Source organism: Pseudalkalibacillus salsuginis, from assembly GCF_021646685.1.
Classification (GTDB): Bacteria; Bacillota; Bacilli; order Bacillales; family Fictibacillaceae; genus Pseudalkalibacillus; species Pseudalkalibacillus salsuginis.
The window spans coordinates 52,790-77,762 of record NZ_JAKJHW010000011.1 but is presented as its reverse complement, the minus strand read 5'-3'; the positions used below and the strand labels follow the sequence as shown (position 1 = coordinate 77,762).

Annotated in this window: 26 protein-coding genes and 1 other annotated feature; of the genes, 8 read left to right on the top strand and 18 right to left on the bottom strand. The window is 41.0% G+C overall.

Translation table 11 applies throughout. The annotated features are described in order from the left end of the window. Window positions 1-55: 55 nt before the first annotated feature. The 9 genes from L1611_RS18995 to acpS form a co-directional block, all read right to left on the bottom strand. Window positions 56-1,069 carry a PP2C family protein-serine/threonine phosphatase gene (locus L1611_RS18995; RefSeq protein ID WP_322972583.1) on the bottom strand — a complete coding sequence of 338 codons (1,014 nt, stop codon included), beginning with the start codon at window positions 1,067-1,069 and terminating at the stop codon, window positions 56-58. An 11-nt stretch (window positions 1,070-1,080) separates the two neighbouring features. Continuing rightward, window positions 1,081-1,482 carry an anti-sigma regulatory factor gene (locus L1611_RS18990; RefSeq protein ID WP_236315285.1) on the bottom strand — a complete coding sequence of 134 codons (402 nt, stop codon included), beginning with the start codon at window positions 1,480-1,482 and terminating at the stop codon, window positions 1,081-1,083. Between the two features lie 2 nt (window positions 1,483-1,484). Next, on the bottom strand, window positions 1,485-1,841 hold the full coding sequence (locus L1611_RS18985) for an STAS domain-containing protein (protein ID WP_236315284.1): 357 nt from the start codon (window positions 1,839-1,841) through the stop codon (window positions 1,485-1,487). A 12-nt stretch (window positions 1,842-1,853) separates the two neighbouring features. Further along, window positions 1,854-2,678, bottom strand: coding sequence for an STAS domain-containing protein (locus tag L1611_RS18980; protein ID WP_236315283.1), 825 nt, complete (start codon window positions 2,676-2,678; stop codon window positions 1,854-1,856). A gap of 591 nt (window positions 2,679-3,269) precedes the next feature. After that, window positions 3,270-3,620, bottom strand: coding sequence for a type II toxin-antitoxin system PemK/MazF family toxin (locus L1611_RS18975; RefSeq protein ID WP_221569017.1), 351 nt, complete (start codon window positions 3,618-3,620; stop codon window positions 3,270-3,272). Window positions 3,621-3,624: 4 nt separating this feature from the next. After that, window positions 3,625-3,903 carry a CopG family ribbon-helix-helix protein gene (locus L1611_RS18970; protein ID WP_225066439.1) on the bottom strand — a complete coding sequence of 93 codons (279 nt, stop codon included), beginning with the start codon at window positions 3,901-3,903 and terminating at the stop codon, window positions 3,625-3,627. A 131-nt stretch (window positions 3,904-4,034) separates the two neighbouring features. Next, complete coding sequence (alr, locus tag L1611_RS18965) at window positions 4,035-5,192, bottom strand: alanine racemase (RefSeq protein ID WP_236315282.1); 1,158 nt, start codon at window positions 5,190-5,192, stop codon at window positions 4,035-4,037. A gap of 294 nt (window positions 5,193-5,486) precedes the next feature. Beyond that, window positions 5,487-6,500, bottom strand: coding sequence for a LolA family protein (locus L1611_RS18960; RefSeq protein ID WP_236315281.1), 1,014 nt, complete (start codon window positions 6,498-6,500; stop codon window positions 5,487-5,489). A gap of 283 nt (window positions 6,501-6,783) precedes the next feature. Then, complete coding sequence (gene acpS, locus L1611_RS18955) at window positions 6,784-7,146, bottom strand: holo-ACP synthase (RefSeq protein WP_236315280.1); 363 nt, start codon at window positions 7,144-7,146, stop codon at window positions 6,784-6,786. 157 nt (window positions 7,147-7,303) lie between these two features. Here acpS and L1611_RS18950 point away from each other — a divergent pair, with 157 nt between their 5' ends. Beyond that, window positions 7,304-7,894, top strand: coding sequence for a rhomboid family intramembrane serine protease (locus L1611_RS18950; protein WP_236315279.1), 591 nt, complete (start codon window positions 7,304-7,306; stop codon window positions 7,892-7,894). A 344-nt stretch (window positions 7,895-8,238) separates the two neighbouring features. Here L1611_RS18950 and L1611_RS18945 read toward each other — a convergent pair whose 3' ends face one another. From L1611_RS18945 to L1611_RS18925, 5 genes are all read right to left on the bottom strand, one after another. Further along, the gene (locus L1611_RS18945) at window positions 8,239-9,669 is read right to left on the bottom strand and encodes a PH domain-containing protein (protein ID WP_236315278.1); all 1,431 of its coding nucleotides are present in this window, start codon (window positions 9,667-9,669) and stop codon (window positions 8,239-8,241) included. Continuing rightward, window positions 9,662-10,141 (bottom strand): PH domain-containing protein, encoded by a 480-nt coding sequence (locus L1611_RS18940; RefSeq protein ID WP_236315277.1) that lies wholly within the window; start codon window positions 10,139-10,141, stop codon window positions 9,662-9,664. Before L1611_RS18940 ends, L1611_RS18945 begins: the two co-directional genes overlap by 8 nt. Window positions 10,142-10,268: 127 nt before the next feature. Next, complete coding sequence (locus L1611_RS18935) at window positions 10,269-11,495, bottom strand: D-alanyl-D-alanine carboxypeptidase family protein (protein ID WP_236315276.1); 1,227 nt, start codon at window positions 11,493-11,495, stop codon at window positions 10,269-10,271. Window positions 11,496-11,647: 152 nt separating this feature from the next. After that, the gene (locus tag L1611_RS18930; protein WP_236315275.1) at window positions 11,648-12,052 is read right to left on the bottom strand and encodes an NUDIX hydrolase; all 405 of its coding nucleotides are present in this window, start codon (window positions 12,050-12,052) and stop codon (window positions 11,648-11,650) included. Window positions 12,053-12,172: 120 nt separating this feature from the next. Continuing rightward, the gene (locus L1611_RS18925; RefSeq protein ID WP_236315274.1) at window positions 12,173-12,976 is read right to left on the bottom strand and encodes a hypothetical protein; all 804 of its coding nucleotides are present in this window, start codon (window positions 12,974-12,976) and stop codon (window positions 12,173-12,175) included. Window positions 12,977-13,216: 240 nt separating this feature from the next. On the opposite strand from L1611_RS18925, the gene L1611_RS18920 reads away from it, so the two are divergent. Both L1611_RS18920 and L1611_RS18915 read left to right on the top strand, forming a co-directional pair. Then, window positions 13,217-14,473, top strand: coding sequence for a transcriptional regulator (locus L1611_RS18920; RefSeq protein ID WP_236315273.1), 1,257 nt, complete (start codon window positions 13,217-13,219; stop codon window positions 14,471-14,473). Window positions 14,474-14,495: 22 nt separating this feature from the next. Then, on the top strand, window positions 14,496-14,750 hold the full coding sequence (locus L1611_RS18915) for a hypothetical protein (RefSeq protein ID WP_236315272.1): 255 nt from the start codon (window positions 14,496-14,498) through the stop codon (window positions 14,748-14,750). Between the two features lie 23 nt (window positions 14,751-14,773). Here the strand turns inward: L1611_RS18915 and L1611_RS18910 are convergent, their stop codons facing one another. Then, the gene (locus L1611_RS18910; protein ID WP_236315271.1) at window positions 14,774-15,286 is read right to left on the bottom strand and encodes a DNA-3-methyladenine glycosylase I; all 513 of its coding nucleotides are present in this window, start codon (window positions 15,284-15,286) and stop codon (window positions 14,774-14,776) included. Between the two features lie 174 nt (window positions 15,287-15,460). Here L1611_RS18910 and L1611_RS18905 point away from each other — a divergent pair, with 174 nt between their 5' ends. Both L1611_RS18905 and L1611_RS18900 read left to right on the top strand, forming a co-directional pair. Continuing rightward, window positions 15,461-16,051, top strand: coding sequence for a sigma-70 family RNA polymerase sigma factor (locus tag L1611_RS18905; RefSeq protein WP_236315270.1), 591 nt, complete (start codon window positions 15,461-15,463; stop codon window positions 16,049-16,051). After that, window positions 16,035-16,895, top strand: coding sequence for a hypothetical protein (locus tag L1611_RS18900; RefSeq protein WP_236315269.1), 861 nt, complete (start codon window positions 16,035-16,037; stop codon window positions 16,893-16,895). Before L1611_RS18905 ends, L1611_RS18900 begins: the two co-directional genes overlap by 17 nt. Before the next feature lie 71 nt (window positions 16,896-16,966). On the opposite strand, the gene L1611_RS18895 is transcribed toward L1611_RS18900, so the two are convergent. After that, entirely contained in the window at window positions 16,967-17,371 is a 405-nt protein-coding gene (locus tag L1611_RS18895; RefSeq protein WP_236315268.1) for a VOC family protein, read from the bottom strand. Window positions 17,372-17,389: 18 nt separating this feature from the next. After that, window positions 17,390-19,078 carry an arginine--tRNA ligase gene (argS, locus tag L1611_RS18890; protein WP_236315267.1) on the bottom strand — a complete coding sequence of 563 codons (1,689 nt, stop codon included), beginning with the start codon at window positions 19,076-19,078 and terminating at the stop codon, window positions 17,390-17,392. A 173-nt stretch (window positions 19,079-19,251) separates the two neighbouring features. Continuing rightward, window positions 19,252-19,462: a binding site (T-box leader), on the bottom strand. 227 nt (window positions 19,463-19,689) lie between these two features. Between argS and L1611_RS18885 the strand changes: the two genes are divergently transcribed. Then, complete coding sequence (locus L1611_RS18885; RefSeq protein ID WP_236315266.1) at window positions 19,690-21,546, top strand: LTA synthase family protein; 1,857 nt, start codon at window positions 19,690-19,692, stop codon at window positions 21,544-21,546. A 254-nt stretch (window positions 21,547-21,800) separates the two neighbouring features. Here L1611_RS18885 and L1611_RS18880 read toward each other — a convergent pair whose 3' ends face one another. After that, complete coding sequence (locus L1611_RS18880; RefSeq protein WP_407681754.1) at window positions 21,801-23,099, bottom strand: Glu/Leu/Phe/Val family dehydrogenase; 1,299 nt, start codon at window positions 23,097-23,099, stop codon at window positions 21,801-21,803. A gap of 309 nt (window positions 23,100-23,408) precedes the next feature. Between L1611_RS18880 and motA the strand changes: the two genes are divergently transcribed. Together motA and motB are read left to right on the top strand one after the other, a co-directional pair. Then, window positions 23,409-24,209 (top strand): flagellar motor stator protein MotA, encoded by an 801-nt coding sequence (gene motA, locus L1611_RS18875; protein WP_236315264.1) that lies wholly within the window; start codon window positions 23,409-23,411, stop codon window positions 24,207-24,209. Further along, the gene (gene motB / locus L1611_RS18870; RefSeq protein WP_236315263.1) at window positions 24,202-24,957 is read left to right on the top strand and encodes a flagellar motor protein MotB; all 756 of its coding nucleotides are present in this window, start codon (window positions 24,202-24,204) and stop codon (window positions 24,955-24,957) included. Before motA ends, motB begins: the two co-directional genes overlap by 8 nt. The last annotated feature ends 16 nt before the right edge of the window (window positions 24,958-24,973 follow it).

The window sequence follows — 24,973 nt, the reverse complement described above, 5'->3', positions numbered from 1 at the left end:
TCCCCCTTGGTATATAGGAATGCATTACTCTATCCATACCACAACCTAACTGAAACTAAACCGTTCTTTTTAAAATTATCAAGGTAAAATCATCACGCAATTCAAATTCCTGTAATTGTTCCAGTTCAGCATAGACATTATCTACGATTTCTTGTGGCGATAAATGCATGTGGGAACGTATCAAGTAAACCACTTCATCTCTTGAAATGAAGCCACTGCTTGTCCGGCACTCTGTGACACCGTCTGAAAGCATGATGATCATGTCCCCGACTTCAATCTTCTTTTCGTATTGTTTGTATTTCGTGTTCCGAGAGACACCTAACACAAGGCCTTTGGCAGTGAATTCTTCGAAACCGTCAGTCAAGGCATTGTAATAAAATCCTGGCTCATGACCTGCACCAGCATAAAAAAAGCGATGAAGGTCTGTGTTGTAATGACCATAAAACATCGTAATGAACATGGTCGGATCAACGTTCTGTTCCACCACACGGTTTAAGTTTTCAAGAACGATACTTGGATGGTTCTGTTGTTCAGGCAAACTGTCCATCGCATATTTGATCATGGACATACAAAGGGCAGCGGGTACGCCCTTTCCGATAACATCCGCTACAGCCACACTAATCGAATCAGGGCTGTTTTGGACGAAATGATAGTAATCCCCGCTCATTTTCTTGGCCGCTTTACTGATCACGCCGATTTCCAATGCATCGACTGTTGGCACTTCCCCTTGAAGAAGAGTCTGCTGCATGCTAGCAGCCACCTCAATCTCAGATTCAAGGGCCAATTGTTTATCACGGAGAATTTGATGTTCCCGATATGCCATGCCGTATCCCATCATGACTTCAATCAAGAAATCAAATGAGTCTTTCACTTGTTCAGGAATGTCTCCGTTCAGTGATTCCAGTACCGTATAGTGAATATTGATCACTTCTTCAGGGGAGATGTTTTGTTCGATCATTTTCCGGCTGAATTGTTGCGCTTTATATAAGGCTTGTTCTGTTCTGCCGCTTAAATAAGCAGATAAAAATTGCTCATATCTTTCTACTAATAAACCTTTTTCCCCCAACATCTGCGATCCTCCTAGCGGAGCCATTTCGTTATATGAATTTCTGTACCTACATCTACTGTGGAATGAATTGCAAACTCATCCATAAGTCTTTTCACTCCCGGCAGACCAGCTCCCAGACCACCGGACGTTGTATATCCATCTTCCATTACTTTACGTATATCCTGAATTCCAGGACCGGTATCATTGGCGATGATTCGGAGGCCTCTACGGTTTCCTTCTTCAATCGGCTCGATGCAGATTCTTCCATTCCCTGCATATAGATATATGTTTCTTGCTAATTCGGATATCGCCGTAGTGATCCTAGCTTGATCCACACTTGAAAAACCAAGATCTTTCGCTAAATCCCGTCCCAGTTGGCGTGCACTTACAATATCCCATTCATTACGCACATCTACACAGGATTGGATGGCCATAGTCATCCCTCCAAGTCCTGTTGTAATTTATCTAGCCCCTGTTCTAAATCTAAAGCAGTTGGCACATCCCTCATATTGATGCCAAGGTCAATCAATGTTATGGCTACAGGTGGTTGTATCCCAGTCAAAACCACTCTGGCACCCATCAAATTAGACATTTTGACGACATCGCCAAGTACCTTCGCAATAAAGGAATCGACCATGTCCACTGAAGTAAGGTCTATGACGATCCCTTTAGCGCCTGTGTCATGGATCTTACTTAATAAATCTTCCTGGAATTGCAAAGCAGTCTTATCATCAAGTTCGACTTGAATTGAAATCAATAAATATTCATGAAGTTTAAGAATTGGTACTCTCATCCGTAGTCCCCCCTACGATAAGGCTTCTATTTTTTTATTCGTTAATTCCAGTGCTGCTTCGATTCCTTTGAGTAGAGTACTTCTTGTAGGGAATTCACTTAAATCGATTCCAAGGTTAACGATAGTTTGGGCAATTTCCGGACGGATTCCGACAAGGATGCATTTAGATCCGATCAATCTTACAGCTTCTGCTGCTTGGATGATATGATGGGCGACCATCGTATCGACTACAGGAACACCTGTTATATCAATCAATACCACTTGAGAGCGATTTTTTATGACACCATCCAACAGATTCTCCATAATCAACCTTGCCCGTTCTGTGTCAATGGTTCCGATCAGAGGCATGACACTGATACTCTCAAAAACAGGGATCAGCGGTGCTGATAATTCAAGTAAGGCTTTCTTCTGTACGGATATGGTATCTTTCCAATTCTGTGTGGAATACGTTACGATTTTTTCGTAGAGGGTGTCTATCGACCGATCGAAAACCTCGAACGTATCCATGATGCCATCAATGTTTTCTTTTTTATTAACAATGGTTTTCAATCCGATTCGACGAAAAAGTTGAAGGCCCTTTGTTACATAACTCAAAGGCCATCCGATCTGGACTGTTCTTTCAAAGAAATCTTGAAGGTCTGAACTTATCTCATCTTGACCATCTATGACATGGTTTAATAAATTATCTATGAACTCTGTATTTGAATTTTTGTATACTTCATTCGTAACACTAGCTAATTCACGCTCATCTTCTTTAAATTGCATCATCTGCGACTTCCATTCTTCTTCAATAGATGAACGATTATGAATGATAACTTCATTTATTGTCGAATACATTCCAGTACCCTCCGATCAAAAATAATCCATAAAAACATTATTTCATTATTGTGTAAATCTTTCAATTCTTTTGACTTTATGGCCTCGTTTATGCATAGCTGCGTAAATGTCCTTCTTACATTAAACTCTTCGTCTTCGATTGTATTTTTTGTCAGAAGGCTTGGAATCCGGGAAAACCAAACCCTTTTAACGTCATGCTACTCAAAAGGCAAGAGCTGATCACACAACCCTTTTATCTATAAGAAAAGCGAAAATGTCCTGGTTAACCACGCAGGTCACTGGAAGTCCTACGCGAATCGAACGGTATCGTGAGGCTCGAACCAAACAAAGTTCGGTTTTGCGTGGGTAAACACTTCGACTTAAATCAATGTGTCGCCGCCGCAGGAGGACTGAAGTGATCCAAGGGGTTGGGCGGTGAGCTAGACATCACTTCATCGAATTTATACTTTCTTATCTTTTAAAGAAAACTCGGGATTTGCCAAGATTTTAGCGCAGACTGAGCCGTAGTTACACTGATATTGAATAAAGACAAAACGTTCTTTAAATGTAAAAAAGCCGCTGGAAAATCAGCAGCTTACTCTGTCATGACGGTTAAAAATCGATGAGCCCCAGGCTGATTTGAAGAGCATCATCAACTTTTTTCATCATTTCATCGTCTAGATGTGTTATTTTGTCTGTTAATCTTTGTTTGTCGATTGTCCGGATCTGTTCTAGTAAGATGACAGAGTCTCGTTCGAACTTATATTTTTTAGCGCTGATTTCTACGTGAGTAGGTAGTTTAGCCTTTTGAATCTGGGCTGTAATGGCCGCGACGATTACTGTCGGACTAAACCGGTTACCGATATCATTTTGTATGATCAATACCGGCCGGATACCTCCTTGCTCCGACCCTACTACTGGAGAAAGATCTGCAAAGTAAACGTCGCCACGCTTCACTATCAAATCATTACACCCCGCTTACTAAGCGGTCCAAAGTTAGATCAGCTTCCTCCTCAGCAAGAAAGGCTTCTGATGCAATGTTCAAATTGATTTTGGCCATTTCCTTATACCCTTGACGCATTGACTCACGGATATGGCTGCTCTCCCGTTCTCGCAGATACATTTTGGTTGCCTGATGAATAAACTCGCTTCTGTTCAAGTTTTCGTTCATAATCGCTCCGTCCACCTCTTTTATCAGTTGCTCCGGTAAGCTTATGACAATTCGCTTTGTGTTCAGATCTGACACAAAAATCCACCTCCAGCTAACTGCTACGCTCTCTCTGAAATCCCCTATTAATAGTACCATCCTAGACGTAATTTTGCAAAGCAATCTCAGTATATCCTTTTCGCCAATATCAGCCGATTTCCTTTAATAATTTACGAATTATTTAAAGTTTGATTCATTGTTTCAATGATTTTGTTATTTTTTTTGTAAATTCTCGGCACTCGAGAGGAGATCGCGCAGGGTATTTCATAGTTGATCGTTCCGTTTTGGTTTGCAACATCATCGATGGTAATCGCCTCAGACCCTTGATGCCCCAATAGTATGACTTCAGTTCCTACAGCAATCTTATATGGCAATTTCACCATAAGCTGATCCATACAGATGCGGCCGACGATTTTTGCCAATTGACCATTGACGAGGACTGAGCCTTTTTCAGCATATCTTCGGAACCATCCATCTGCATACCCGATAGGTACTGTTCCAACCCACTCTTCCTTTTCAGCACGATAAGTCGCCCCGTAACTTAAGGTATCTCCAGGTTTGATTCTTTTCACATGGGTCAACCTGCTGTGTAATGAAAAAGCTTGTTTAAGAGGAAATGGCAGGATACTTTTAATCTCCTCTGATGGAGAAAGGCCATAAAGCGAAATTCCAACCCGGACATAATGTTGTTTATACTCCGGAAAGCGAATAGCCCCGGCACTGTTTCCGAAATGGATGAGCCCTGGAGATACACCTTCGCCCTCTAAAAGAGAGAGGTAGTCCGAAAAGCGATTCATTTGACGATCCACAAGCTCGGAGTCTAGTTCATCAGCTGTTGCAAAATGTGAGAAAACGCCTTCTAACTTCAAACTCTGATTTTGTTTAATTTGATTGATTATTATCCTTGCCTCATTCTCATCATTTATACCTAAACGGCCCATGCCAGTATCAAACTTGATATGAAGCTTTAATTCATCTTCCATTCCATCTAGATTTTGCAGCCATTCGGATTGAAAAACGGTTAATGAAATGTTGTATTGTGCAGCTATTGAAGCATATTCAGGATCAGTCCACCCTAGAACATGGATCGGTGTCTGGATTCCGGCTCTTCTGAGGGCAATCGCTTCATCCAACAGAGCTACACCTAAGTGATCCACACCATTTTCGATCAGGCTTGTTGTGACTTGTACGGCACCATGTCCATATCCATTAGCCTTCACAATCGCCATTACTTTCGTCCCGCCCTTTAAATGGTTTTGTATATGAAGGTAGTTATCTATAATGTGATCCAAATTGATTTCTGCCCAAGTAGGTCTGTAGAATTGCATGAAAACGACTCCTAGCCCAATCTATTTCCTTCTATTGTACATAACCATTTCGAAACGGTAAATTTATTTTTGGAGGTTACCTGTTGTGTTTAGCAGTGTTTAATCTTTGTGTACCAGGCACCGACTCAGATGCCTTGCCCCAGTAGGACTCTCTTTCGGTGCCTGGTACAATTTGAAAACCCTTGGGGCAGTTGGGGTCTGTTTCGGTGCCTGGCACCGATATTCGAAAGCCACTATTCACAAAAAAACAGGCTTAAAAGAATATCAGTTCTATTCTTCCAGCCTGTCAATCCATCATTTTCCTTGCGTCGTCACCATTGATGATGCGATTGCTGCCATATCTTCTACTGTCAGATCGTTCGAGGCAAGGTAATAATCTACTCCATCGACTGACCAGCTAAGTGTTGTACCATTCAATACACCAACTGCAAAACCTAAATCGACAAGCTCACCTTCGTTCATCGTCAGCATCTTGGCTGCAGGTGCAACAGTCGCTTGCTTTTGGATGATGGTGAATGATTGATCTCCCGCGTATGTGAGAATGGCTTCATCACCTGTGCTGTTCGCGACCTGGTTTAACAATGTCGTACCCTCAGGAACGAATTCCGGAAACACCGGGGTGAGTTTCTTGTCTTTCTCCCCTGATGCCATTGTCGGAACTTCCAGCTGGGCACTTTCCATGTTGCGCTCCATATCGAACGCTCCGTCGTCGAATTTCGTATTCAACTTCGTATTCTTGAACTTTACATCTACTAAGACCTTCATATCTTTGTCCATTACTTTCACTTTGCTCGGGAGCAAGTTGGACTTATCAAGGGTGATCTCTTGCTGGTAAAGGTTCTTGTTTTGATAATTTGTTTTGGTATTGAAGACATAGCCTTTGTCTCCAGTCTTGAAATTACGATCATCATCCATCAGGATATCGCTGATCAAAGATTCCATCAAGTACACCTGGCTGCTGTTTTCCGGCCAATCACTCTGGAAGCGGAAGCTCTTGTTGAGTGCTGGTGTCAACACGAACACACCATCACTGTTTCTCAGAATCATTTGGCTTTGATCCTTCTCGGCGTTTTTCAAGCTGACCCGGTAGAAACTCGGCTTTTTATGCCAAATTTCAATCTCATAGGTCAGTGGATTTTCTCCAGTCTGGAGAGTCATTGTAGCCTCAGATTTATAACCGGACATTTTATCCATCGTACTTTCTAAATCCGACAGTACATCCTTCTGGCTTTTCGACCCACAAGCAGCAAGCACCGTGATCATGAGTGCAATCACAAGAAGCGAGAGTATTCTTTTCAAATTTTTCATCTCCTTTGCCTCATATAGATGACAAAAGAGGGACCTCACATATGTTTATACAGATAGGCCTTTGATGCACCGCCATGGGGATACACAGATTCCCTGAACGTTATAGTAGTGCGAATTGAGGTATAAGGTTCCCAGTATGGTGAATGCAAGCAGTTTTCCTTGGATCTACACCCCCTTGTTAAAAACCTTTGGCGGCTGCTCGCTTGACCATCTGCCCATATGTTTCAGCGTTCCCTCCTAACCGCACTACAAATATATGAGACAACTTCTGGCAATATGCAGACTAGCTTGACGAGCTTTCAAGGATTACTTGCGCAACTACAAATTCTTTGCTATGGGAAATGGAGACATGGGCACTCCACTCAGGATCCCGGACTTCTATTATTGGTTTTCCGGCTTCATTCGGGAGGATTTGAATGTCCTTCCAGCTAAGGCGCTTTCCGATACCTGTCCCTGCCGCTTTCGCATACGCTTCTTTAGCAGCAAATCTGCCGGCTAAAAACTCCAAGCCTTTTCGACGTTTAAATATATGGAAATGGCGGAGCTCTGTCTCTGTCAAAATACGCTCAGCAAATTTTGGCTGACGTTCATATGTATGTTTGATCCGTTCTATTTCAATAATATCTATGCCGATCCCAATGATCATATTGTTTGACACCTCTTATCTGCAATTTGGAATCATACAATCAGACTCCATTCAACTAATATGATAAACTGAATAGGTGATGATTCCATAACATTTATTTTGAATCTTTCATTCAGTAACACAAACAGAACCCTATTTGTAAAGGGAGGGCTTCCCCATGTTTATCCGGACAGAAAATTTTCGATCGTTCAGAAGGTTGTATCCTATTATCACCATAATCATGGCTCTTCATATCGTTTTATTTATCGGTGTCAATTTATTCCCCGCATTGTTGCACCTTACAGCTGGCATCAATTTTTATATCGGATTAGGTGAATATTGGAGGCTCGTAACGCCGATTTTCATCCACGAATCTTTTCCCCATGTCCTGTTCAACACATTTTCATTATTCCTATTCGGTCCAGGACTGGAACGGATCTTAGGGAAATTCAAATTCATCATAGGCTACATCGGATCCGGGGTAATTGCAAATATCGCAACTTTCATTCTCCAAGGACCTAGTTATAGTCACATCGGTGCCTCTGGTGCGATATTCGGCCTATTCGGTTTATATGTATACATTATTTATGCACGCAAAGAGCTGATCGATCAACAAAATAAACAAATCGTTATGACAATCCTTGTTTTAAGCTTGGTCATGACATTCGTAACCCCTAACATCAATATACTGGGCCACCTTTTCGGTTTAATTGGAGGAGCAGCCTTAGGTCCGATCATCCTGATGGGAAAACGAAAACGGTATGGTTAAAGAAAAGCGCAATCGCCCTGGGCAGCCACGAAGGTCACTGGAAGTCCGACGAGGAGGCTCGAACCAAACAAAGTTCGGTTCTGCGTGGGCAAACCCTTCGACCTAAATCAATGTGTCGACCGCCACAGTAGGACTGAAGTGATCCAAGTGGCTGGGCGATGAAGCTGGACGCCAGGAAAAGCGCCCAGAATTTCATGTTTTCATATCTTACAATTAATAAATGCACACTTTTTTAAATGCAAAAACAGGAGTATCTTCTTCAACTCCTGTTTTGATTTTAGGATTAATGTGTTTTGATCACTTCTTTTTTTCATACAGTTGTCTTTCATAATAATCTACTCTCTTCAATACTTTCGAGAAAACCAGCCACAAACCTCTCTCCATCTTCCGAATTCGATATCCTTCAATTGAAAAACCTTCCCTACACCACCTGATAAAATCGCCGTCTTCATCGTCATCAGATCGTGACGTTTTTGGAAAATGGATTGTTTGATCTCAAAATCCTGCATTCTTCTTTTTTTTGTAATAAGTAAGCAACGTGAAAGTGTACGTGTTTGAATATAGAAGGACTGGCCATCAATCAACCATTTGCTGTCTTTGAAATCCAGGATTCCCCACATAACAAGGATTGGTAAAGGAATGAATAACAAGAACCACAATGATGTAGGGACGAACCAAAATAAAGGAATCAAGAATAGGACAGGAGCAGCATTTCTTAAAATATAACGTCTCATAGCTCGTTTCGGTAAAGGAACCATCTTCTCCTCAGGGATATGATAACTTTCTAGGATTTCCGCTAACTCATCATTGATTTGAGAACGTTTGATGAACGGAAAGAGCATTGCTGAAACACCCATTTCCGGTCCAGCCCCACCAGCACTCTCTACATGTACGGTTGAAAAGCCGAATGGCTGGCGAAAAATGCTTTCCACTACCCGTAATCCTTGTATTCGTTGAAGCGGAAGTGTCAGTTCCCGTTTTTCCAGCAAGCCTCTGCTGATCACAATACGATCCTCGAACTTGTTGATTTGGAAGTTGGCGTATTTTAAAATCACGCCGATAAACGAGACAAACCATGCAATGAATACAGATAAGAAGGCCATCACAGCAATGACTATCCAACTGAAACCACTAAGCCAATTGAAGGCTTCAACATAGAAGTCATCCGGTAAAAACGTATCGAATTGAGAGCTGAGTGTACCGGTAAGGGGTAATGCGACTCCGATTCCTCCTGAAGTAGAAGCTGCCAGAAGCAGGTCCTTTAAAGATAATTTATACGTATAAGAAGCTTCTTCTTTCTGCGTCTCCAATTCTATTTCATCAACAGATGCTTTTTTTTCCTCACGTAAAGCGAGCGCTAATTGATCCGCATCTGTTTTACGGACAGCCGATAAAGAAGCCTCCGCTCCCCCTGGGCCGCCAGCTGTTTCAATATTGATCTTCACGACGTCAAAAGCCCTGTGGAAGATACCTTGAGTATAGTCGATTGATTGGATCCTGTTTTTTGGTATGTACCGTTTCTTCCTTACAAACACACCATACTCTATTTTCAATTCATCACCTTCAATATGATAGGTGAACCGATACCAATGGAGGATCCCGTATCCGCCTAATAGGAGGACGAAGATGAATGGGGCAAACGAAACCCATGCCATACCTTCAGGACTCCCTGGACCGAACAGTAAAAATAATACAAGTGGGATGATCCATTCTTTAAGCATCTTTAAAAAGGACAACCCTGCTGCTAATGGATGGAGTCTTGTCGGATCATACATCTTCTTCAGTCACCCTAGCCATTTGTGAAATATAGTCACGTACTTGATCCGCTGTCTCACGGTCCAGAGCTGGAATTTCATGTGTGGTCGCAGCAGTCGAAATCGTTACAGTTGATAAATCATAGTGCCGGAGGATCGGACCTTGCTTCGTATCGACATGCTGCACCCTCACCATCGGGATCAACACTCTGCGAATGATCAAAAGACCGAACTTCAACTCAATTTCGAATTCCCGTACTTCATATCGCCAAACACGGTGTCGAATGGCTGGGAGCACCAGGACAAATAAATATGTAAGTAAAGCTGTAACAACAATGGTAACGATCGATACCCACATCGGAACTGGAGTCATTATCACTAAAACAATGCTTCCGATCGATAATAAGATGAAAAACAGACTATTGAAAGCGCCGTAAATACGCCATACTGTCAATGCTTTCGGCGCAATTTGGTTAGATGGTTCCAAACGCATGATGATTAGCAGCCCCCTGAACTGTATTCTGAATAACGCTTACGCTGATTATAACCCAACTGATCGGTATTTCCTATATAAGCCAATTAAAAGGGAAAAGACAAAGGGATCAATAAGACTATAAAGTCTAAATCGATCCCCTTCTCCGGTTGATTTCTGCCATCATTCTTTTTTTTCGCAATCTTTTCTTCTTACGCCTTTTTATTTTCCTAATGAAGTTCCAGACAAAAAGCAATAAGAGAATCCATAAGCTTCCTTTTAATAAAACGGGTAAGAAGGAAGGGTTTTGGGATTCCTCTGCACCCACTTTTCCAATAGCCGCCTTTACTTCACTGTTCTTTTCCGTCTTAGGAACAAGCGGGAAAGTGGCGATTTCTTCATCTGCTTCATTTTTGATGACGAGGTTCCCTTTATCATTGATGAGTGTTTCAAATCCTTCACCAATCTTATGGGTAAACATTTTATCTTCATTTAACTTGATTTCTTCACCATCGGGGCTTGAAATAATCGTACCTTTTTTGATCTTTTCAGTTTGAAAATGTTCGAATCCATAATCCAATAGTTCTACTGTATCCTGATAGGCTTGTTCCGATGAATCATTTTTCATCGTCACAACGATTAAAGAGGTCCCATTACGGCTTGCGGCAGTAACTAAGGTGTGCTTGGATTTACTCGTATAACCATTCTTTACACCGATTGCGCCTTCATAACGCCAGAGCAGCTTATGGTGGTTATAAAGTGTGGTTTCCCATTCAGCGCCTTTCCATTCCATTTCTTTTGTGCTGACTATACCTTTGAATTCATCCAGCTGCAGTGCATATTGTGTGATTTTAGCCATATCGGAAGCTGTTGAATAATGGTTCTCATCATGCAGGCCATTCGGATTGACAAAATGAGTGTTGCTTAATCCTAATTCCTCTTCAACAAATGTATTCATATCCTCTGAAAAAGCTTCTGTGCTTCCGGATAAGTGTTCAGCAATTGCAACGGCTGCGTCATTACCAGAATTAATCATCAAGCCCTGGACAAGCTGTCTGAGAGTCATTTTCTCTCCTTCAACTAGATATACCTGAGTTCCTGGAGTAGAGGCGGCATTCTCACTGATGGTCACTTCTTCATCCATTTTTCCGGATTCAATAGCCAGAATGGCTGTGACGATTTTCGTAATACTTGCAGGATACATTCTTTTATCTGGATGTTCTTCTGCCAAAACATCACCGGTTGTTGCATCGATTAAAATGGAGGTCTCACTTAAAAGGTCTGTTGGTTCGTCGATTTCTGCATTTGCATTTTGCGGGAGTACCCAAACAAAACTTAAAAGAAGAGACACACATAATATGCTTACCCTTTTCATTTTACAGTGCCCCTATTAAAAGATTTTTGGTCTAACAATAGCATTCGTAAAAGAAAGACATTTTGAAAGGATTTCATTCCAATTACCATTTTCTTTTAATTTTGGGAAATTCGCAAAACAAAAATTCCCATTTTCTGAATTTTCCATATGCTTCATTGTAAACCAGGTCTTCTTATGTATTCGGAAAGAAAAGCCAGATCTTCCGGGAAGGATAAGTCAATCCCATGTAACTCCTTTAATGACATCCATTTGATATCATATATCAATCCGTCCGGATCCTGGATAATCCTTTCTCCTCCTGTAATATCGACAAGGAAGTAGTGGACTGTTACATCTATTCCGAAACTTTGTCCTTCCTTTCTGAACAAAAAGCGTTGAATCACTCCCTTATATCCAGTTTCTTCCTCTAACTCCCTTAAACAACAAGCTTCATAGGTTTCATTCCCTGCCTTTTCACCAGAAGGGATGGTCCAAAGCTTCCTTTCATCAGGCTTGCCTTGTTGAACCAATAACACCTTTTGATCTTTTATACATACAGCAGCTGAGCCTTTCCACATAATTATCCCTCCTCTCACCCACTTCTTTCTCATATTTGGCCCGATCCCTTTCAGACCATTTGAACATTTAATGAAAAAAGGCTGACCTTTGAAGGCCAACCTAATGGAATAGTTATATTATTAGAAGCTTACCTGTTGTCTCGGCTTATTCCGTTTCGAGATGATCTCCCTACCTGTACACAGATCCAAGGAACAATATCGATCAGAGCGTCCGGTTTTTACATCCAACTCTTGGATCAAGATCTCTTCGCCGTTTTTAAAGAGGAACCTAGGACAGATGGAGACATCGTATTCTTTTTCAAGATCAAAGTCTTTATTGAGCCTCAGTATTTTCTTTGGACTCTTTTCGGTCAATGGATATGCCGAAATGAACAAATCCTTTTGTAATACTAACAAATCTGCTGGTGCAAAGTGAGTGCCAAGCTCGACAAAATCAATCGACCGGCCATTAAGGATATATAACCGTGCCATATCGAGATCGACCACATAAGCAGAAACACATACAGAATTGTTGAACATATTGACATCCCATATGAAGCCATCAATCTCCCAATCTTCCACTAACTCTAGGGTGGATTTGGAAAATTGACAAACCGAGCCTGTCTCGCCGTCCCCTTCACAAGCAACCACTACATGATCAGGAAATTCATAGATATTCGGAGTCCCATAGAGTTTCTTCTGGATGATGACATCATTATTCGAATTAAGCGCCACAAGTGTGATATTTCCCTTTTTGTCAATCCGATTATAATACCACTTATTTTGATGATCATCAATAAGTAGATCTGTTGAAGTTACTTGGGTATTTTTCACTGTTTTTCTTTTCGACTTTCTTGATTTATATCCGGATTCAAGCTCATTAGAAGCATAAAAAGGGTCTTTCGATTCGTAGGTCTTGTGAAAGAAATTGTCCATTTTTCCCATTATGCTATCCTCCCATTCATGTCATAATTAAAACAAGAACAATCTTACTACAATTTTTGTAATAATTTTTCCAAAATACAGAAAAACTAGTTTGAAAGACTAACTAATGAGCTTAATTTGTGTTATATTTATTTTATCAAAGGAACATATGGTCCTGTATTGGGAAAAATGGTAGTTTTGATAGACGATATTCAAGGGGTTTTCGGGTCGATTTTCCCAAGTTCGGGAGGGGGGAATAATTTGATAGGTCAACGAATAAGATATTACAGAAAAACAAAAGGCCTCACTCAAGAAGAATTAGCCAGGGGAATTTGCTCCATCTCTTACCTTAGTAAAATCGAAAATGGAGATGCCAAATCTAGCGAAGACGTTATAGAACTCCTATGTGAAAAGCTTGGAATCTCCGCTGCTGAAGAACAACTAGATGTAAATATACTCGGATTACTTAATGAGTGGAACTATCTGATGACATCCAGAAAATGGAAGGAATCTTCAGAAACACAAAAAAAAATAGAAACCTACATACCTTTTATAGAAGATCCAGTAATACAGTTAAAATATAAAGTTTTCCTTGTAAAGAGTTTAGTTAGTAATAAAAAATTTGATAAAGCTGATAAATTGATTAAAGAAATAAAAAACCATCATGATAATAAATTTGAAAGTGATTTAGAGTTTCATTATAACCATATAATAGGAATTTATTTTTATAACAAAAAGGAATTTCAATCCTCTTTATCTTATTTCGAAAATGCAGAGAAATTTATACAACAAATCCCTCTAAACCCTGTTGAAAGAGGAGTTTTCTTTTATAACCTTGCACTTGCGCATAGCCACTTTTTCCATAATACATCTGTTATTAATTATTGTTATAAAGCCTTAGAGATCTTCGATAAAGAATACAACTTTAATAGAAGTGCGGATTGCCATATATTATTAGGCATTAGTAACCGAAGAATAAACAATTATTCACAGGCAAGATTTCATTTCAATAAAGCTTTAAAATTCGCTGAGACCTTTAATGAATTGCAAACTATAGCTATCATTTACCATAACCTAGGGTACGTACATTCTAGTATGGGCGAAACTAAGAAAGCTATCGAGTTGTACCATAAAAGTATTAATCTTAAATCAAAATTACCAACACAAGACAGTTTTATTACTTACTATTTAATTGCAAGAGAGTACTTCCGTATAAAGGATAAGAAATCCTCTTTGGAATGGTTAAATAAAGTTAAAGAAAAATTAGATGAAAATTATAATTACGAATATTATTTACACTACAGTATCTTATATAAAAGAGTTATCAATGAGTTGGATGAATCATATGAAAATCTTTTAAGAAAGGAAGCTATTCCATATTTTAACAAGAAGAATCTCTGGGAATATTTAAGCGATGCGTCCGAACTACTTGCCGAATACTATTTTAAAAAATCCCAGTATAAGAAATCTAGTGAGTATTATAAATTAGCAAATGATTCAAGAAAAAATTTCTTTTAATTATAAAGGGGTGTATATAATCATGAAAAAGCATACTTTCTTAGGTATATCAGCACTTGTTTTAGTTGCGCTAATACTAGTAAGTATCCATGGTGTTTTAAATCATAACAAAGTTGCAATTGATGAACTACCTCCAATGATAAAATCATCTATAGCCATTGATGAGCTACCACCTATGAATAGATCGATTATTGCTATTGATGAATTGCCACCCATGAATAAATCGACTATTGCTATCGATGAATTACCTCCGATGGAAATGAACGTAAAGTGTTAAAGAAGGGTTTCATTATCCTTCTTTTATTTCTTTCCTAAAAAGCATTCTTCACTGTGTTCTGGTTCTATGAATCCTGCTGCCATCAGGAAACTTTCAGCCGTTGTCAGACCAACGTGCTTGAATGTTGCTTGGATTGCTTTTTGTTTCTCATGCTTATCCTTTGGTAATGAGTCAAAATAGTTTTTCAAGCTTCCGTATCTTTCAATCAGGTCTTCCGCCACATTCGCATTATGGATTGTGGCATCAATCTTTCTGCGGTGGCGTACAATCCCCTTATCCTCCAAGAGCTTTTTAATTTTCTCTTCCCCGTAAGCCTTCACTTTACCGATCGAGAAGTGGTCAAAGGCTTTTCTAAAATTTTCACGTTTATGTAATATGGTTTTCCAGCTTAACCCTGCCTGGAAAATTTCCAACGTCAATGCTTCGAATAAGTGGTCATCACCCGTTAGACACTTCCCCCATTCTTTGTCATGATAACTGATCAACAAAGGGTCTTCTTCGCACCAGGCGCATCTGATAGTGGTATTGGTTTTCACAGTAATAACCTCATCTCTGGTTTATTTCTTTGACCATCAAACATATATCTTACATATTACTTTACTCACTTGATCGTTATACGTCTATAATTGTAAGTCATTTTCTTGAAAATGAAACGTCTCAATCATCATTTACGTCAAAAGGTTAAAAGACAGTTTAGGGAGGTCAGCAGGTTGGAAGAATATCAGCCGAAAAATCGGTCCAAGATACAGATTGATAACGTGATCGGCCGTTATCCGAAAGACGAAATCATCGAGATCATGATGGATCAGTTCGGAGAAAAATTGACTCGCCTTGCCTATACCTATGTAAAGGATTGGGGAAAGGCGGAGGATATCGTCCAAGAGACCTTTGTGGCTTGTTATACAAAATTAGATACGTTCCGTGGAGAGTCCTCCGTCAAAACCTGGATATACCGGATTACAATCAATCGTTGCCATGACTACCAGAGGACATGGTCATTCCGTAACCTTCAATTCACTGATAAAATATCCCGTTGGATGAAGGGAGAAACACATACACCTGAAGCTGACCTGATCGCAAAAGATGAAAGTGAAGCACTAGCCAAGCAAGTACTCACCTTACCTCTCAAATATCGGGAAGTACTGCTGCTCTATTATTTCGAGGAGCTGTCCATACAAGAAATCAGCCTGATGCTTCTTACGAATGAATCTACTATAAAGACACGCCTGCATCGAGGCCGCCAGCTTCTTAAGGAACTTATTTCATCAGAAAGGAGTATCGGTGATGGACAATCAACTTAAAAATTTAAATAAAAGCTTGAACCGGTTGATGTCAACAGAAGAACGCTTTACAGAAAAACAAAAGCAGAACATCAGGAACGCCATAGCCAAAAAACGGTCAAAGCGGTTTGTATTCGTGTTTTCTCATTGGAAGCCGATACTCAGTACCGCCGTTTGCCTGTTTCTGTTCATAGGTGTTGTACGAGTAGCCATTGATCATTTCTCAACAGAAAGCCCAAGTTCAAGTGAATCAGGCGGAAATGAGAATACTACCCTGAAATCTTCAGAAGACCTTAGCAGTGACAGCGGAAGCGCAGGACCTGATAAAACAATGCCTGCTTTAGGTGAAGAAGGGCAGAACAATACGGAAGACCGATCACAAAAAGATGATTTTTCAATAGCTGAAAAAGGCGATGCTGACCAACAGACGATCTCAGGCCCATTGCTTCCCATAGATGAGCGTCTTGAATCGGTATATAAACAATTGAAAACGGATGAGGACCAACAAGCACTCATAGGTTTAGAACCCTTTGAAGTGATGCAGATCTATTACCATGCCGAACAACAAGAAGATCATGAAACAAAATTTGTGATGTATTTCCATGACCCTGCGGGATCCATGCCATCTAAACGGGACTACCTCGATAACATTGCCCAAGATCCTGCTTTACGTGAAAATACTGTAATGAAACTTCAACAGATTCAGGAAATTGAGGCATTCAATCAAGTTATCCAGGAGACTCCCCAGAATAGGAAAGAAGCGTATATCACATGGGGGGAGACGCAAGAGAACACTAAACACTTCAGGCTCGTTTTTGATGAGTCGAAAGGCGTTTGGACTGTATCCTGGACTCCAAGTCAATAATAGTCAGTTTTGAAAAAAGCGGAAAAACCTGAGAGGGAAAATAGCCCGTCTAGGTTTTTCCTTCCTTTCTCTCAAAACGGCGCAACGATTTCCACCTTAATCCGGTCGGGATCTTCAAAATACACTGCATAATGTTTAGATCCACCCGCGTAAGGATGGCGGTCCGTGTAAAGAATGGTTACACCTCTTTTCTTCAATTCGGCCGTGAAATGATCCACTTGATCCATTGAATCCGCATGGAAGGCAAGATGGTTCAAACCTACCCGGCAGCGATGGAACGGTACATCCAGATACTTTTTTTCTGCTTGTACGAAAACGATATATGAATCTCTAAGCTTCCAGCTCCGTCCCTTATCCCATTTCTGATATTCGAAATACCCGAGCTCTGGCAACAGCCACCCCCAAAAGTCGATTGTCTTATTCAGATCCGAGACATAAATTTCAATATGGTGGATGAGTCCTTTCTTCCTTTTCATTGAAAATAAGCCCCTTTCTTACATTTTCTCTGGTGCTTTTATGCCGAGTAGACGCAGTCCTTCCTCCAGCACTATCGTCACAGCTTTTACGATATTGAGTCGTGCCATTTGCTCCTCTTCCGTCCCGGCCAAGATTCGGACCTTTCCATAATACTGGTTGAAGTAACGTGAGAGCTCGATCAAAAAACGTGATAGGATCGACGGTTCATACTCTTGGAGAGCTCTTTCTACTGTACCAGGGAATTTTTCCAGCGTCAGAATGATCTCCCACAAATACGGTTCATCGACATCGTTGGAAGCTGAGTTCTCAACGTCCCAGTCTCCCTTCGCTAATAAGGTACAAGCTCGGGCATAGGTGTACTGGACATAAGGACCGGTTTCCCCTTCAAATCGAAGCATGCTTTCGATATTGAACTCGACGCTATTCAATCTCGATTGTTTCAAATCATTAAATATGACTGCTCCAACACCGACCATCTCAGCGATCTTTTCTTTGTTTTCCAAAGTGGGATTTTTGCTTTCGATGCTTTTTTTTGCCTGCTGGATCGTTTGATTAAGGACTTCTTCAAGCAGTACCGTCTTCCCTTTACGAGTAGACATCTTCTTGCCATCTTGAAGGATCATGCCAAACGGAATATGTTCCATGTCATCTGCCCAAGTATACCCCATTTTTGATAGGACCTTTTTCACCTGTTCGAAGTGTAAGGATTGTTCATGCCCTACAACATAAAGGGATTTCGCGAATTGGTAAGTTGCCTTCCGATATTGGGCGGCAGCAAGGTCTCTTGTCGCATAAAGGGAGGCGCCGTCCTTCTTTTGAATCAAAGCTGGGGGAAGGTCGAATTCTGAAAGATCCACTACCATTGCGCCTTCTGATTCCTTCATAAGATTTCTCTCACAAAGCTCTTCTACTACAGTTTTCATTTTATCGTTATAAAAAGCTTCCCCATGCATAGAATCGAATTGGACGTCGAGCAGATCATATATCTTTTGAAATTCTTTCAATGATTCTTCTCTGAACCATGTCCATAGCTTTCTAGCTTCTTCATCACCATCTTCAAGTTTCTTGAACCATTGTCTTCCTTCATCATCAAGGTCAGGATCACCTTTCACTTCTTCGTGGTATTTAACATAGAGAGTATTCAATTCCTTGATAGGACTTTTCTTGACAGCAGCTTCGTCACCCCATTTGTTGTAGGCAACCATGAGTTTCCCGAATTGTGTTCCCCAATCTCCCAAATGGTTGATACGGATAGGCTGATACCCTTTCTTGGAGGCAATGTTTGCAATCGCATTTCCGATTACTGTAGAACGCAAATGGCCCATGGAGAACGGCTTGGCAATGTTCGGCGATGAGAGGTCAATGGTAATCGTGCCTTTATTCACGGTTTTATCTCCATATGACTCCCCTTTTCGCAGAATCTCCGTGATGACTTCTTCTGTAAGCTCTTGTTTCGGTAAAAATAGGTTCAGATACGGGCCAACAGCCTCTACTCGTTCGAAGCTTTTTGAATCCTTCAATCTTCCAGCTAGTGTTTGGGCAATTTGAACCGGTGATGTCTTCCATTTTTTTGCTAGAATAAAGCACGGAAAGGCAAGGTCTCCTAATGATCGATCAGGAGGAACTTCAAGCGCTTCAGCAATCTTATCCACCGGTACATCGATCATCTGCTCTAAATGTTGTGCTGTGTATTTTTGAATCGTCATGACCTGTCACTCCTTTATAAATTAATGTTGGTAGTACACTTGATCAAGCCAAAACTTGGCGAAGGCTGAGCCTTAACTGCACTAACTTCGTTCGTAAACTTTTCTGCTACATCGTAGCTACATCGCTGAAAAGTTACACTTTCTTAACGTATTAAAAAAACGCCTCTCAATAAATGAGAGACGAGAATATCCCGCGGTACCACTCTGCTTGTTCATATAATCTAGAACCAACTTGACCCTTTAACGCTGGGTAACGGCTTTTCCTACTCCATTTCAAAAAAGCTTTTCCGAGGTGCGTTTCAAAAACAGGCTATACTGGACTTCCACCGACTCCAGCTCGCTTTATGATCACCTGATATTTACTTTCCTCTTCACCAAAGTTCATTGTTAATTTTTTCTTATTATAGTCATGTTATCTGGAATTGGCAATAGTAATTGAGGAAGAGTCTTTGCAAGAAATCTTTATAGTTCAACGAATTAACAAAATTTGTTATTATAGAGGTCTATCATATAAATTCCGCGGATAAACACGGAACTTTATCTACGTCCGCTCGTCTATAAAATAGGTCATATTTACAGTGTGCGCTTGTGTCAACTAGGAGGTTGCGTGTATGAAAGAGCGAGTCAAAAGTTACGATAGCCTTGTCATAACAGCTATTCTGTTATGGCTCAAAACCTATTTTGTATATAAAGTTTGCTTTAATTTAGAGACGAGCAATTGGATGCAGGAATTGATCCTCTTCATCAATCCTCTTAGTTCCGTCTTGTTTTCATTAGCACTTATTTTTCTTTTTCCAGTCCGGCTTCGAAACCGGATGATCTGGATCATTTCTGTCAGTTTCACCATCATCCTTTATGCTGACACGCTGTATTATCGGTTTTTCAATGATTTCATTACGGTTCCTGTCTTATTCCAGACAAATAACGTCGGTGATATCGGAAATAGTGTCATCGCCCAAACGTATTGGTATGACGTCGTCTTTTTTGCTGACCTCATTTTCCTGTATTTCCTAGCACAACGGGGACAGCTTAAACCAGCGGTCTATTCGAAGAAAAGGCTGTATAAGATTTTACTTACAGCCCTTATTTTCCTGGCTGTCAATCTAGGCCTTGCTGAGTCTGAACGACCGGAACTGTTGACACGTACTTTTGACAGGGAACTGCTCGTAAAGAATTTGGGTACATACAATTATCATCTATACGATCTAGTCCTGCAGTCCAAGACTTCAGCTCAAAAGGTTTTGGCTGACAATGTCGACATCGTTGAGATCAATCATTATACAAAGAAAAAGTCTGCTGAACCGAATGAGGATTTTTACGGGATCGCTGAAGGGAAAAACATCATTTTGATTTCAATGGAATCGACCCAGCAGTTTGTGATCGGAAGAGAAATCAACGGTAAGGAGATTACACCATTCCTCAATGATTTCATTAACGAGAGTTATTACTTTGACAACTTTTATCACCAAACTGGGCAGGGAAAAACGTCAGATTCCGAGTTCACCATCGATAACGCTTTGTACCCATTGCCTAGAGGTGCTGTGTTCCAAACGCACGCCTTGAATGAATATTATGCCATACCTGAAATCATCAAAGAGAAGGGGTATTATAGTACCGTTTTTCACGGAAACAACAAAAGCTTCTGGAACAGGAATAACATGTACCAGTCATTAGGCTATGATAAGTTTTTTGCTGAAGAATATTATGAAATAAATGAAACGAATAAAATCAATTACGGGTTGAAGGATGAGCCTTTCTTCAATCAATCGATGAAATATTTAAAGGAAGTTCCACAACCTTTTTATGCTAAATTTATCACCTTGACCAACCATCATCCATTCAAATTCAGTGAAGAGGATCAGTTGGTCCCTGCTTTTGACACTGGTGATCCGATTGTTGACCGTTATCCAGTCACCGTCCGATATACAGATGAGGCGATCAAAAACTTCATTCAACAATTGAAAAATGAAGGCTTATACAAGGACTCGGTCATTATCATTTATGGAGATCATTATGGTATATCCGAACAGCATAACAACGCGATGGCCCAGATCTTAGGTAAAGAGATCACCCCTTATGAAAGTGTACAATTGCAACGTGTCCCCCTGATCATCCACATTCCTGGTCATGAGGGGAAAACGATTTCAAATGTTTCAGGCCAGATCGATTTAAAACCGACTATCTTGAATCTGCTTGGAATTGAGGATGAAGGGGTCCAATTCGGTACAGATCTCTTTTCCCCTGATCATAAAGACTTTACCATTTTCCGAGATCGGAGTGTCGTAACTGATAAGTATGTCTATACTTCCGATACCTGTTATGAACGCAAAACCGGAAAAGAAGTGAATAACCAGGCTTGTTCAAAAGCAACGGAGAAGCTTAAGGAACTGGATTTATCTGATGGCCTCATCTACGGAGACTTGTTAAGGTTCGCTGAATATGCTGGCAAAGATAAAAGCGATGAGTGACCTCCTTCGTGATCATAGATAGGACTACAAAATAAGTCGAATAAAGTAAGCGGACTATAGTCTAAATCCTCCCGGCATTTGTCAAATCCGGGACAAGCAATTTTGTCTGAACCGGTTGGATCAAAGAAAAAAACTTCTGTTTGAATCACATTTTGAATTCTGTTTTTAAGATCCATTTATTTTTTCAAAATCATCATTCATCCAGCCAGGGGCTACCTCCGGGTTACACATGGTGCACTAGGGTCAGGAATGGTTCAACAGTCGATCGGCATTTCCCAATTCTTGATCCAACCCCTTGCTTTCATAGCCTGAGCTAAACGTCCAACACCTAACAAGTATGCTGCTTCCCTCATCCTTACCTGCTTAGCCTCTTTCATATCGTATACTACTTTAAAAGCCGTCGTCATCTTGTCTTCAAGTTTTTCAAGAACCTCGTCTTCTTTCCATGCATAGTGCATCGCATTCTGTACCCATTCAAAATAAGAGACCGTTACACCACCTGAATTACATAAGATGTCCGGGATGATGAACACGCCTTTTTCTTCTAAAATCCGTGTGCCTTCTGGCGTTGTCGGACCGTTCGCCGCTTCGGCAACGATTTTCGCTTTTATATCCCCTGCGTTTTCACCCGTAATCTGGTTTTCTAATGCGGCAGGCACAAGGATGTCACAGTCTAGCCTGAACAATTCCTCATTTGATAGATCCTTACTGTCAGAAAACCCTTTTACAGACTTATGTTCTGTCATGTAGCTGATCAATGCCTGGATGTCCAAACCATTCTCATCCATCGCTCCGCCTTTGGCATCAGTGACAGCAATGACCTTGACTCCTGCTTCATGCAAATATTTTGCCGTTATGGAACCGACATTTCCAAACCCCTGAATGACCGCCTTCATTCCAGTGAGCTCAAGGTCAAGACGTTTCGCGGCTTCCTGTATGGTCATGACCACACCCCGGCCTGTCGCCTCAATCCGACCTTCTGAACCACCGATGATCAATGGTTTCCCTGTGATGAACCCGGGAACATTGCGACCTCTGAGTCGATCAAACTCGTCCAGCATCCATCCCATGATTTGTGGGCTAGTGTTAACATCGGGAGCAGGAATGTCCCTTTCTGGGCCCATGATCGGTTCAAGCTCACGGATAAACCCTCTGCTCAACTCTTCGATTTCGCGTTCAGACATCTCTTCCGGATTGACTATGATACCGCCTTTTCCACCCCCGAACGGAATACCGACAATCGCCGCTTTCAAAGACATCCACATCGATAATGCTATGACCTCGTCTTCATTCACGTTCGGATGAAAGCGGACCCCTCCCTTCGTCGGCCCGAGGATATCAGTATGTTGCGCACGCATACCCGTATAATTGACAACATCACCATTATCACGACGGACTGGGATTGAAACCTTCATGATCCGTTTCGGCTTTTTCAAAATATCAAATACACCCTCTTGCAGTTCCAGCGTTTGACATGCCCGCTCGATTAATTGCTGGACAATAAGGTAAGGATTCGTAATCTCCTTACCGTCCCTTACCTCTTTTGCCGGCATCTCAGGTTTAACCGTATCTGTCAGCTCTTTTAAAACATGTTTATCTTCCATTTTGGGACCTCCTTTGATCAGGCCATCTATCAAGGTGATGGAGACCTTTTTAACTATTTGTCTGTTAGTGTGTCCCCTAATGTCCATCTTCTACTCATACATGTATAAGGTCGATTTTTCCGTTTATCCTTCCATTGATTCCAAATTCCTATAAACAAATAGAGGAAAGCTGACGATATTAGACATAACAATATACGTTTTTACACATAGACAATCGGGCGAATTAGAGTAGAAATTTAAAGTGAGGATGAGCTTCTTATGGATAAAGCTTCAGTGATCGGAATCATTCTTGGAGTCGTTGCAATCGGCGTGGGTATGGTTTTAAAAGGGGTGAACCCTGTTGCGCTGTTCAACCCTGCTGCACTCTTGATTATTTTTGCGGGAACAGCAGCTTCCATATTGATTGCCTTTCCTTTGAACGAAATCAAAAAATTCCCTGAGCTCTTGAAGATTTTGTTTACAGATAAAAAAATGACGACAGTAGAAGAATTAGTGCCGATTTTTGCAGAGTGGGCGACTATTGCAAGAAAAGAAGGACTGCTTGCACTGGAAGCACATGCTGATGACATTGATGATCCATTTTTAAAGAATGGAATGAAGATGGTGATTGACGGACAGACACCCGAATTCATCCGTGATGTCATGGTTGAAGATCTTGCGGCAATGGAAGAACGCCATGAAAGTTCAGCTGCTATCTTTACACAGGCTGGTACCTACGCTCCTACCCTAGGAGTATTGGGTGCTGTTGTCGGATTAATTGCCGCATTAGGGAATCTTCAGGATATCGAAGCACTAGGTCATGCCATTGCTGCAGCATTCATTGCAACTTTATTCGGTATTTTCACCGGATACGTGTTATGGCATCCATTTGCGAACAAGCTGAAACGTAAGTCCAAGCAAGAAGTAATGGTAAAGCAGGTCATGGTTGAGGGGATTCTATCAATTCAGGATGGTGCTTCTCCCCGTGTCATAGAAGAAAAGTTGAAGATCTATGTCCCTGCGAAGCAACGTAATCAAGAAGCTCCTGTTGTACGGGAAGGAGAAGGACTTAATGCTTAAAACCCGCCAAAAGAAAAAAGAAGAGCACATTGATGAAACATGGCTCATTCCCTATGCAGATATGCTGACTTTGCTGCTGGCCTTGTTCATTGTCCTTTTTGCGGTAAGCACCGTCGATGCAGCAAAATTTGAAAATATGGCGAATTCCTTTAAGTCTGCACTGAACGGAGGAACAGGTCCCCTGGATTATACGAGTCCTGTAAGTATTGTTGAACAGACATCGATTCCAACAAGCGAAAATGCGATCATTCCGACAGATGACCGTGAAGAAGAAAACGGTGCTCTTGATCAGCTGCAGCTTCAGGAAATTAAAAAGAAAATTGATGGATATATCAATGATAATGGCTTGAATAAAAGCTTGAAAACGACCCTTACAGAGAGTGGATTGATCATAACGATACTGGATAATGCATTATTCGATTCAGGAAGTGCATACATTAAAGAAGATGCTATCGGCCTGGCAAGAGAGATCTCGCAGCTGCTCGTTACAGATCCACCAAGGCAGATCGTCATAGCTGGGCATACAGATAATGTTCCTATCAAAAATAACCAATTCAGCTCAAATTGGGAGTTAAGTGCGCACCGGTCCATCAATTTCATGCAATTATTGCTTCGAAATGAAAAACTTGATCCGACCAAATTAAGTCAAACTGGGTATGGAGAATTCCAACCTGTAGCCTCAAATGACACCAGTGAAGGACGAGCAAAGAACCGAAGAGTTGAGGTGAAAATCTTACCGTTTGACTAGTAAAAGAGGCTGAGCC

Coding starts and splice junctions, on each gene's coding strand:
- L1611_RS18940 (WP_236315277.1), bottom strand. CDS start 10,141: ATGCGTTTGGAACCATCTAACCAAATTGCGCCGAAAGCATTGACAGTA.
- L1611_RS18925 (WP_236315274.1), bottom strand. CDS start 12,976: ATGGGAAAAATGGACAATTTCTTTCACAAGACCTACGAATCGAAAGAC.
- L1611_RS18985 (WP_236315284.1), bottom strand. CDS start 1,841: ATGAGAGTACCAATTCTTAAACTTCATGAATATTTATTGATTTCAATT.
- acpS (WP_236315280.1), bottom strand. CDS start 7,146: ATGATCATTGGGATCGGCATAGATATTATTGAAATAGAACGGATCAAA.
- alr (WP_236315282.1), bottom strand. CDS start 5,192: ATGCAATTCTACAGACCTACTTGGGCAGAAATCAATTTGGATCACATT.
- argS (WP_236315267.1), bottom strand. CDS start 19,078: ATGACGATTCAAAAATACACAGCACAACATTTAGAGCAGATGATCGAT.
- L1611_RS18935 (WP_236315276.1), bottom strand. CDS start 11,495: ATGAAAAGGGTAAGCATATTATGTGTGTCTCTTCTTTTAAGTTTTGTT.
- L1611_RS18960 (WP_236315281.1), bottom strand. CDS start 6,500: ATGAAAAATTTGAAAAGAATACTCTCGCTTCTTGTGATTGCACTCATG.
- L1611_RS18900 (WP_236315269.1), top strand. CDS start 16,035: ATGGACAATCAACTTAAAAATTTAAATAAAAGCTTGAACCGGTTGATG.
- L1611_RS18995 (WP_322972583.1), bottom strand. CDS start 1,069: ATGTTGGGGGAAAAAGGTTTATTAGTAGAAAGATATGAGCAATTTTTA.
- L1611_RS18990 (WP_236315285.1), bottom strand. CDS start 1,482: ATGGCCATCCAATCCTGTGTAGATGTGCGTAATGAATGGGATATTGTA.
- motB (WP_236315263.1), top strand. CDS start 24,202: ATGCTTAAAACCCGCCAAAAGAAAAAAGAAGAGCACATTGATGAAACA.
- L1611_RS18885 (WP_236315266.1), top strand. CDS start 19,690: ATGAAAGAGCGAGTCAAAAGTTACGATAGCCTTGTCATAACAGCTATT.
- L1611_RS18880 (WP_407681754.1), bottom strand. CDS start 23,099: ATGCCGGCAAAAGAGGTAAGGGACGGTAAGGAGATTACGAATCCTTAC.
- L1611_RS18895 (WP_236315268.1), bottom strand. CDS start 17,371: ATGAAAAGGAAGAAAGGACTCATCCACCATATTGAAATTTATGTCTCG.
- L1611_RS18980 (WP_236315283.1), bottom strand. CDS start 2,678: ATGTATTCGACAATAAATGAAGTTATCATTCATAATCGTTCATCTATT.
- motA (WP_236315264.1), top strand. CDS start 23,409: ATGGATAAAGCTTCAGTGATCGGAATCATTCTTGGAGTCGTTGCAATC.
- L1611_RS18950 (WP_236315279.1), top strand. CDS start 7,304: ATGTTTATCCGGACAGAAAATTTTCGATCGTTCAGAAGGTTGTATCCT.
- L1611_RS18930 (WP_236315275.1), bottom strand. CDS start 12,052: ATGTGGAAAGGCTCAGCTGCTGTATGTATAAAAGATCAAAAGGTGTTA.
- L1611_RS18915 (WP_236315272.1), top strand. CDS start 14,496: ATGAAAAAGCATACTTTCTTAGGTATATCAGCACTTGTTTTAGTTGCG.
- L1611_RS18945 (WP_236315278.1), bottom strand. CDS start 9,669: ATGTATGATCCGACAAGACTCCATCCATTAGCAGCAGGGTTGTCCTTT.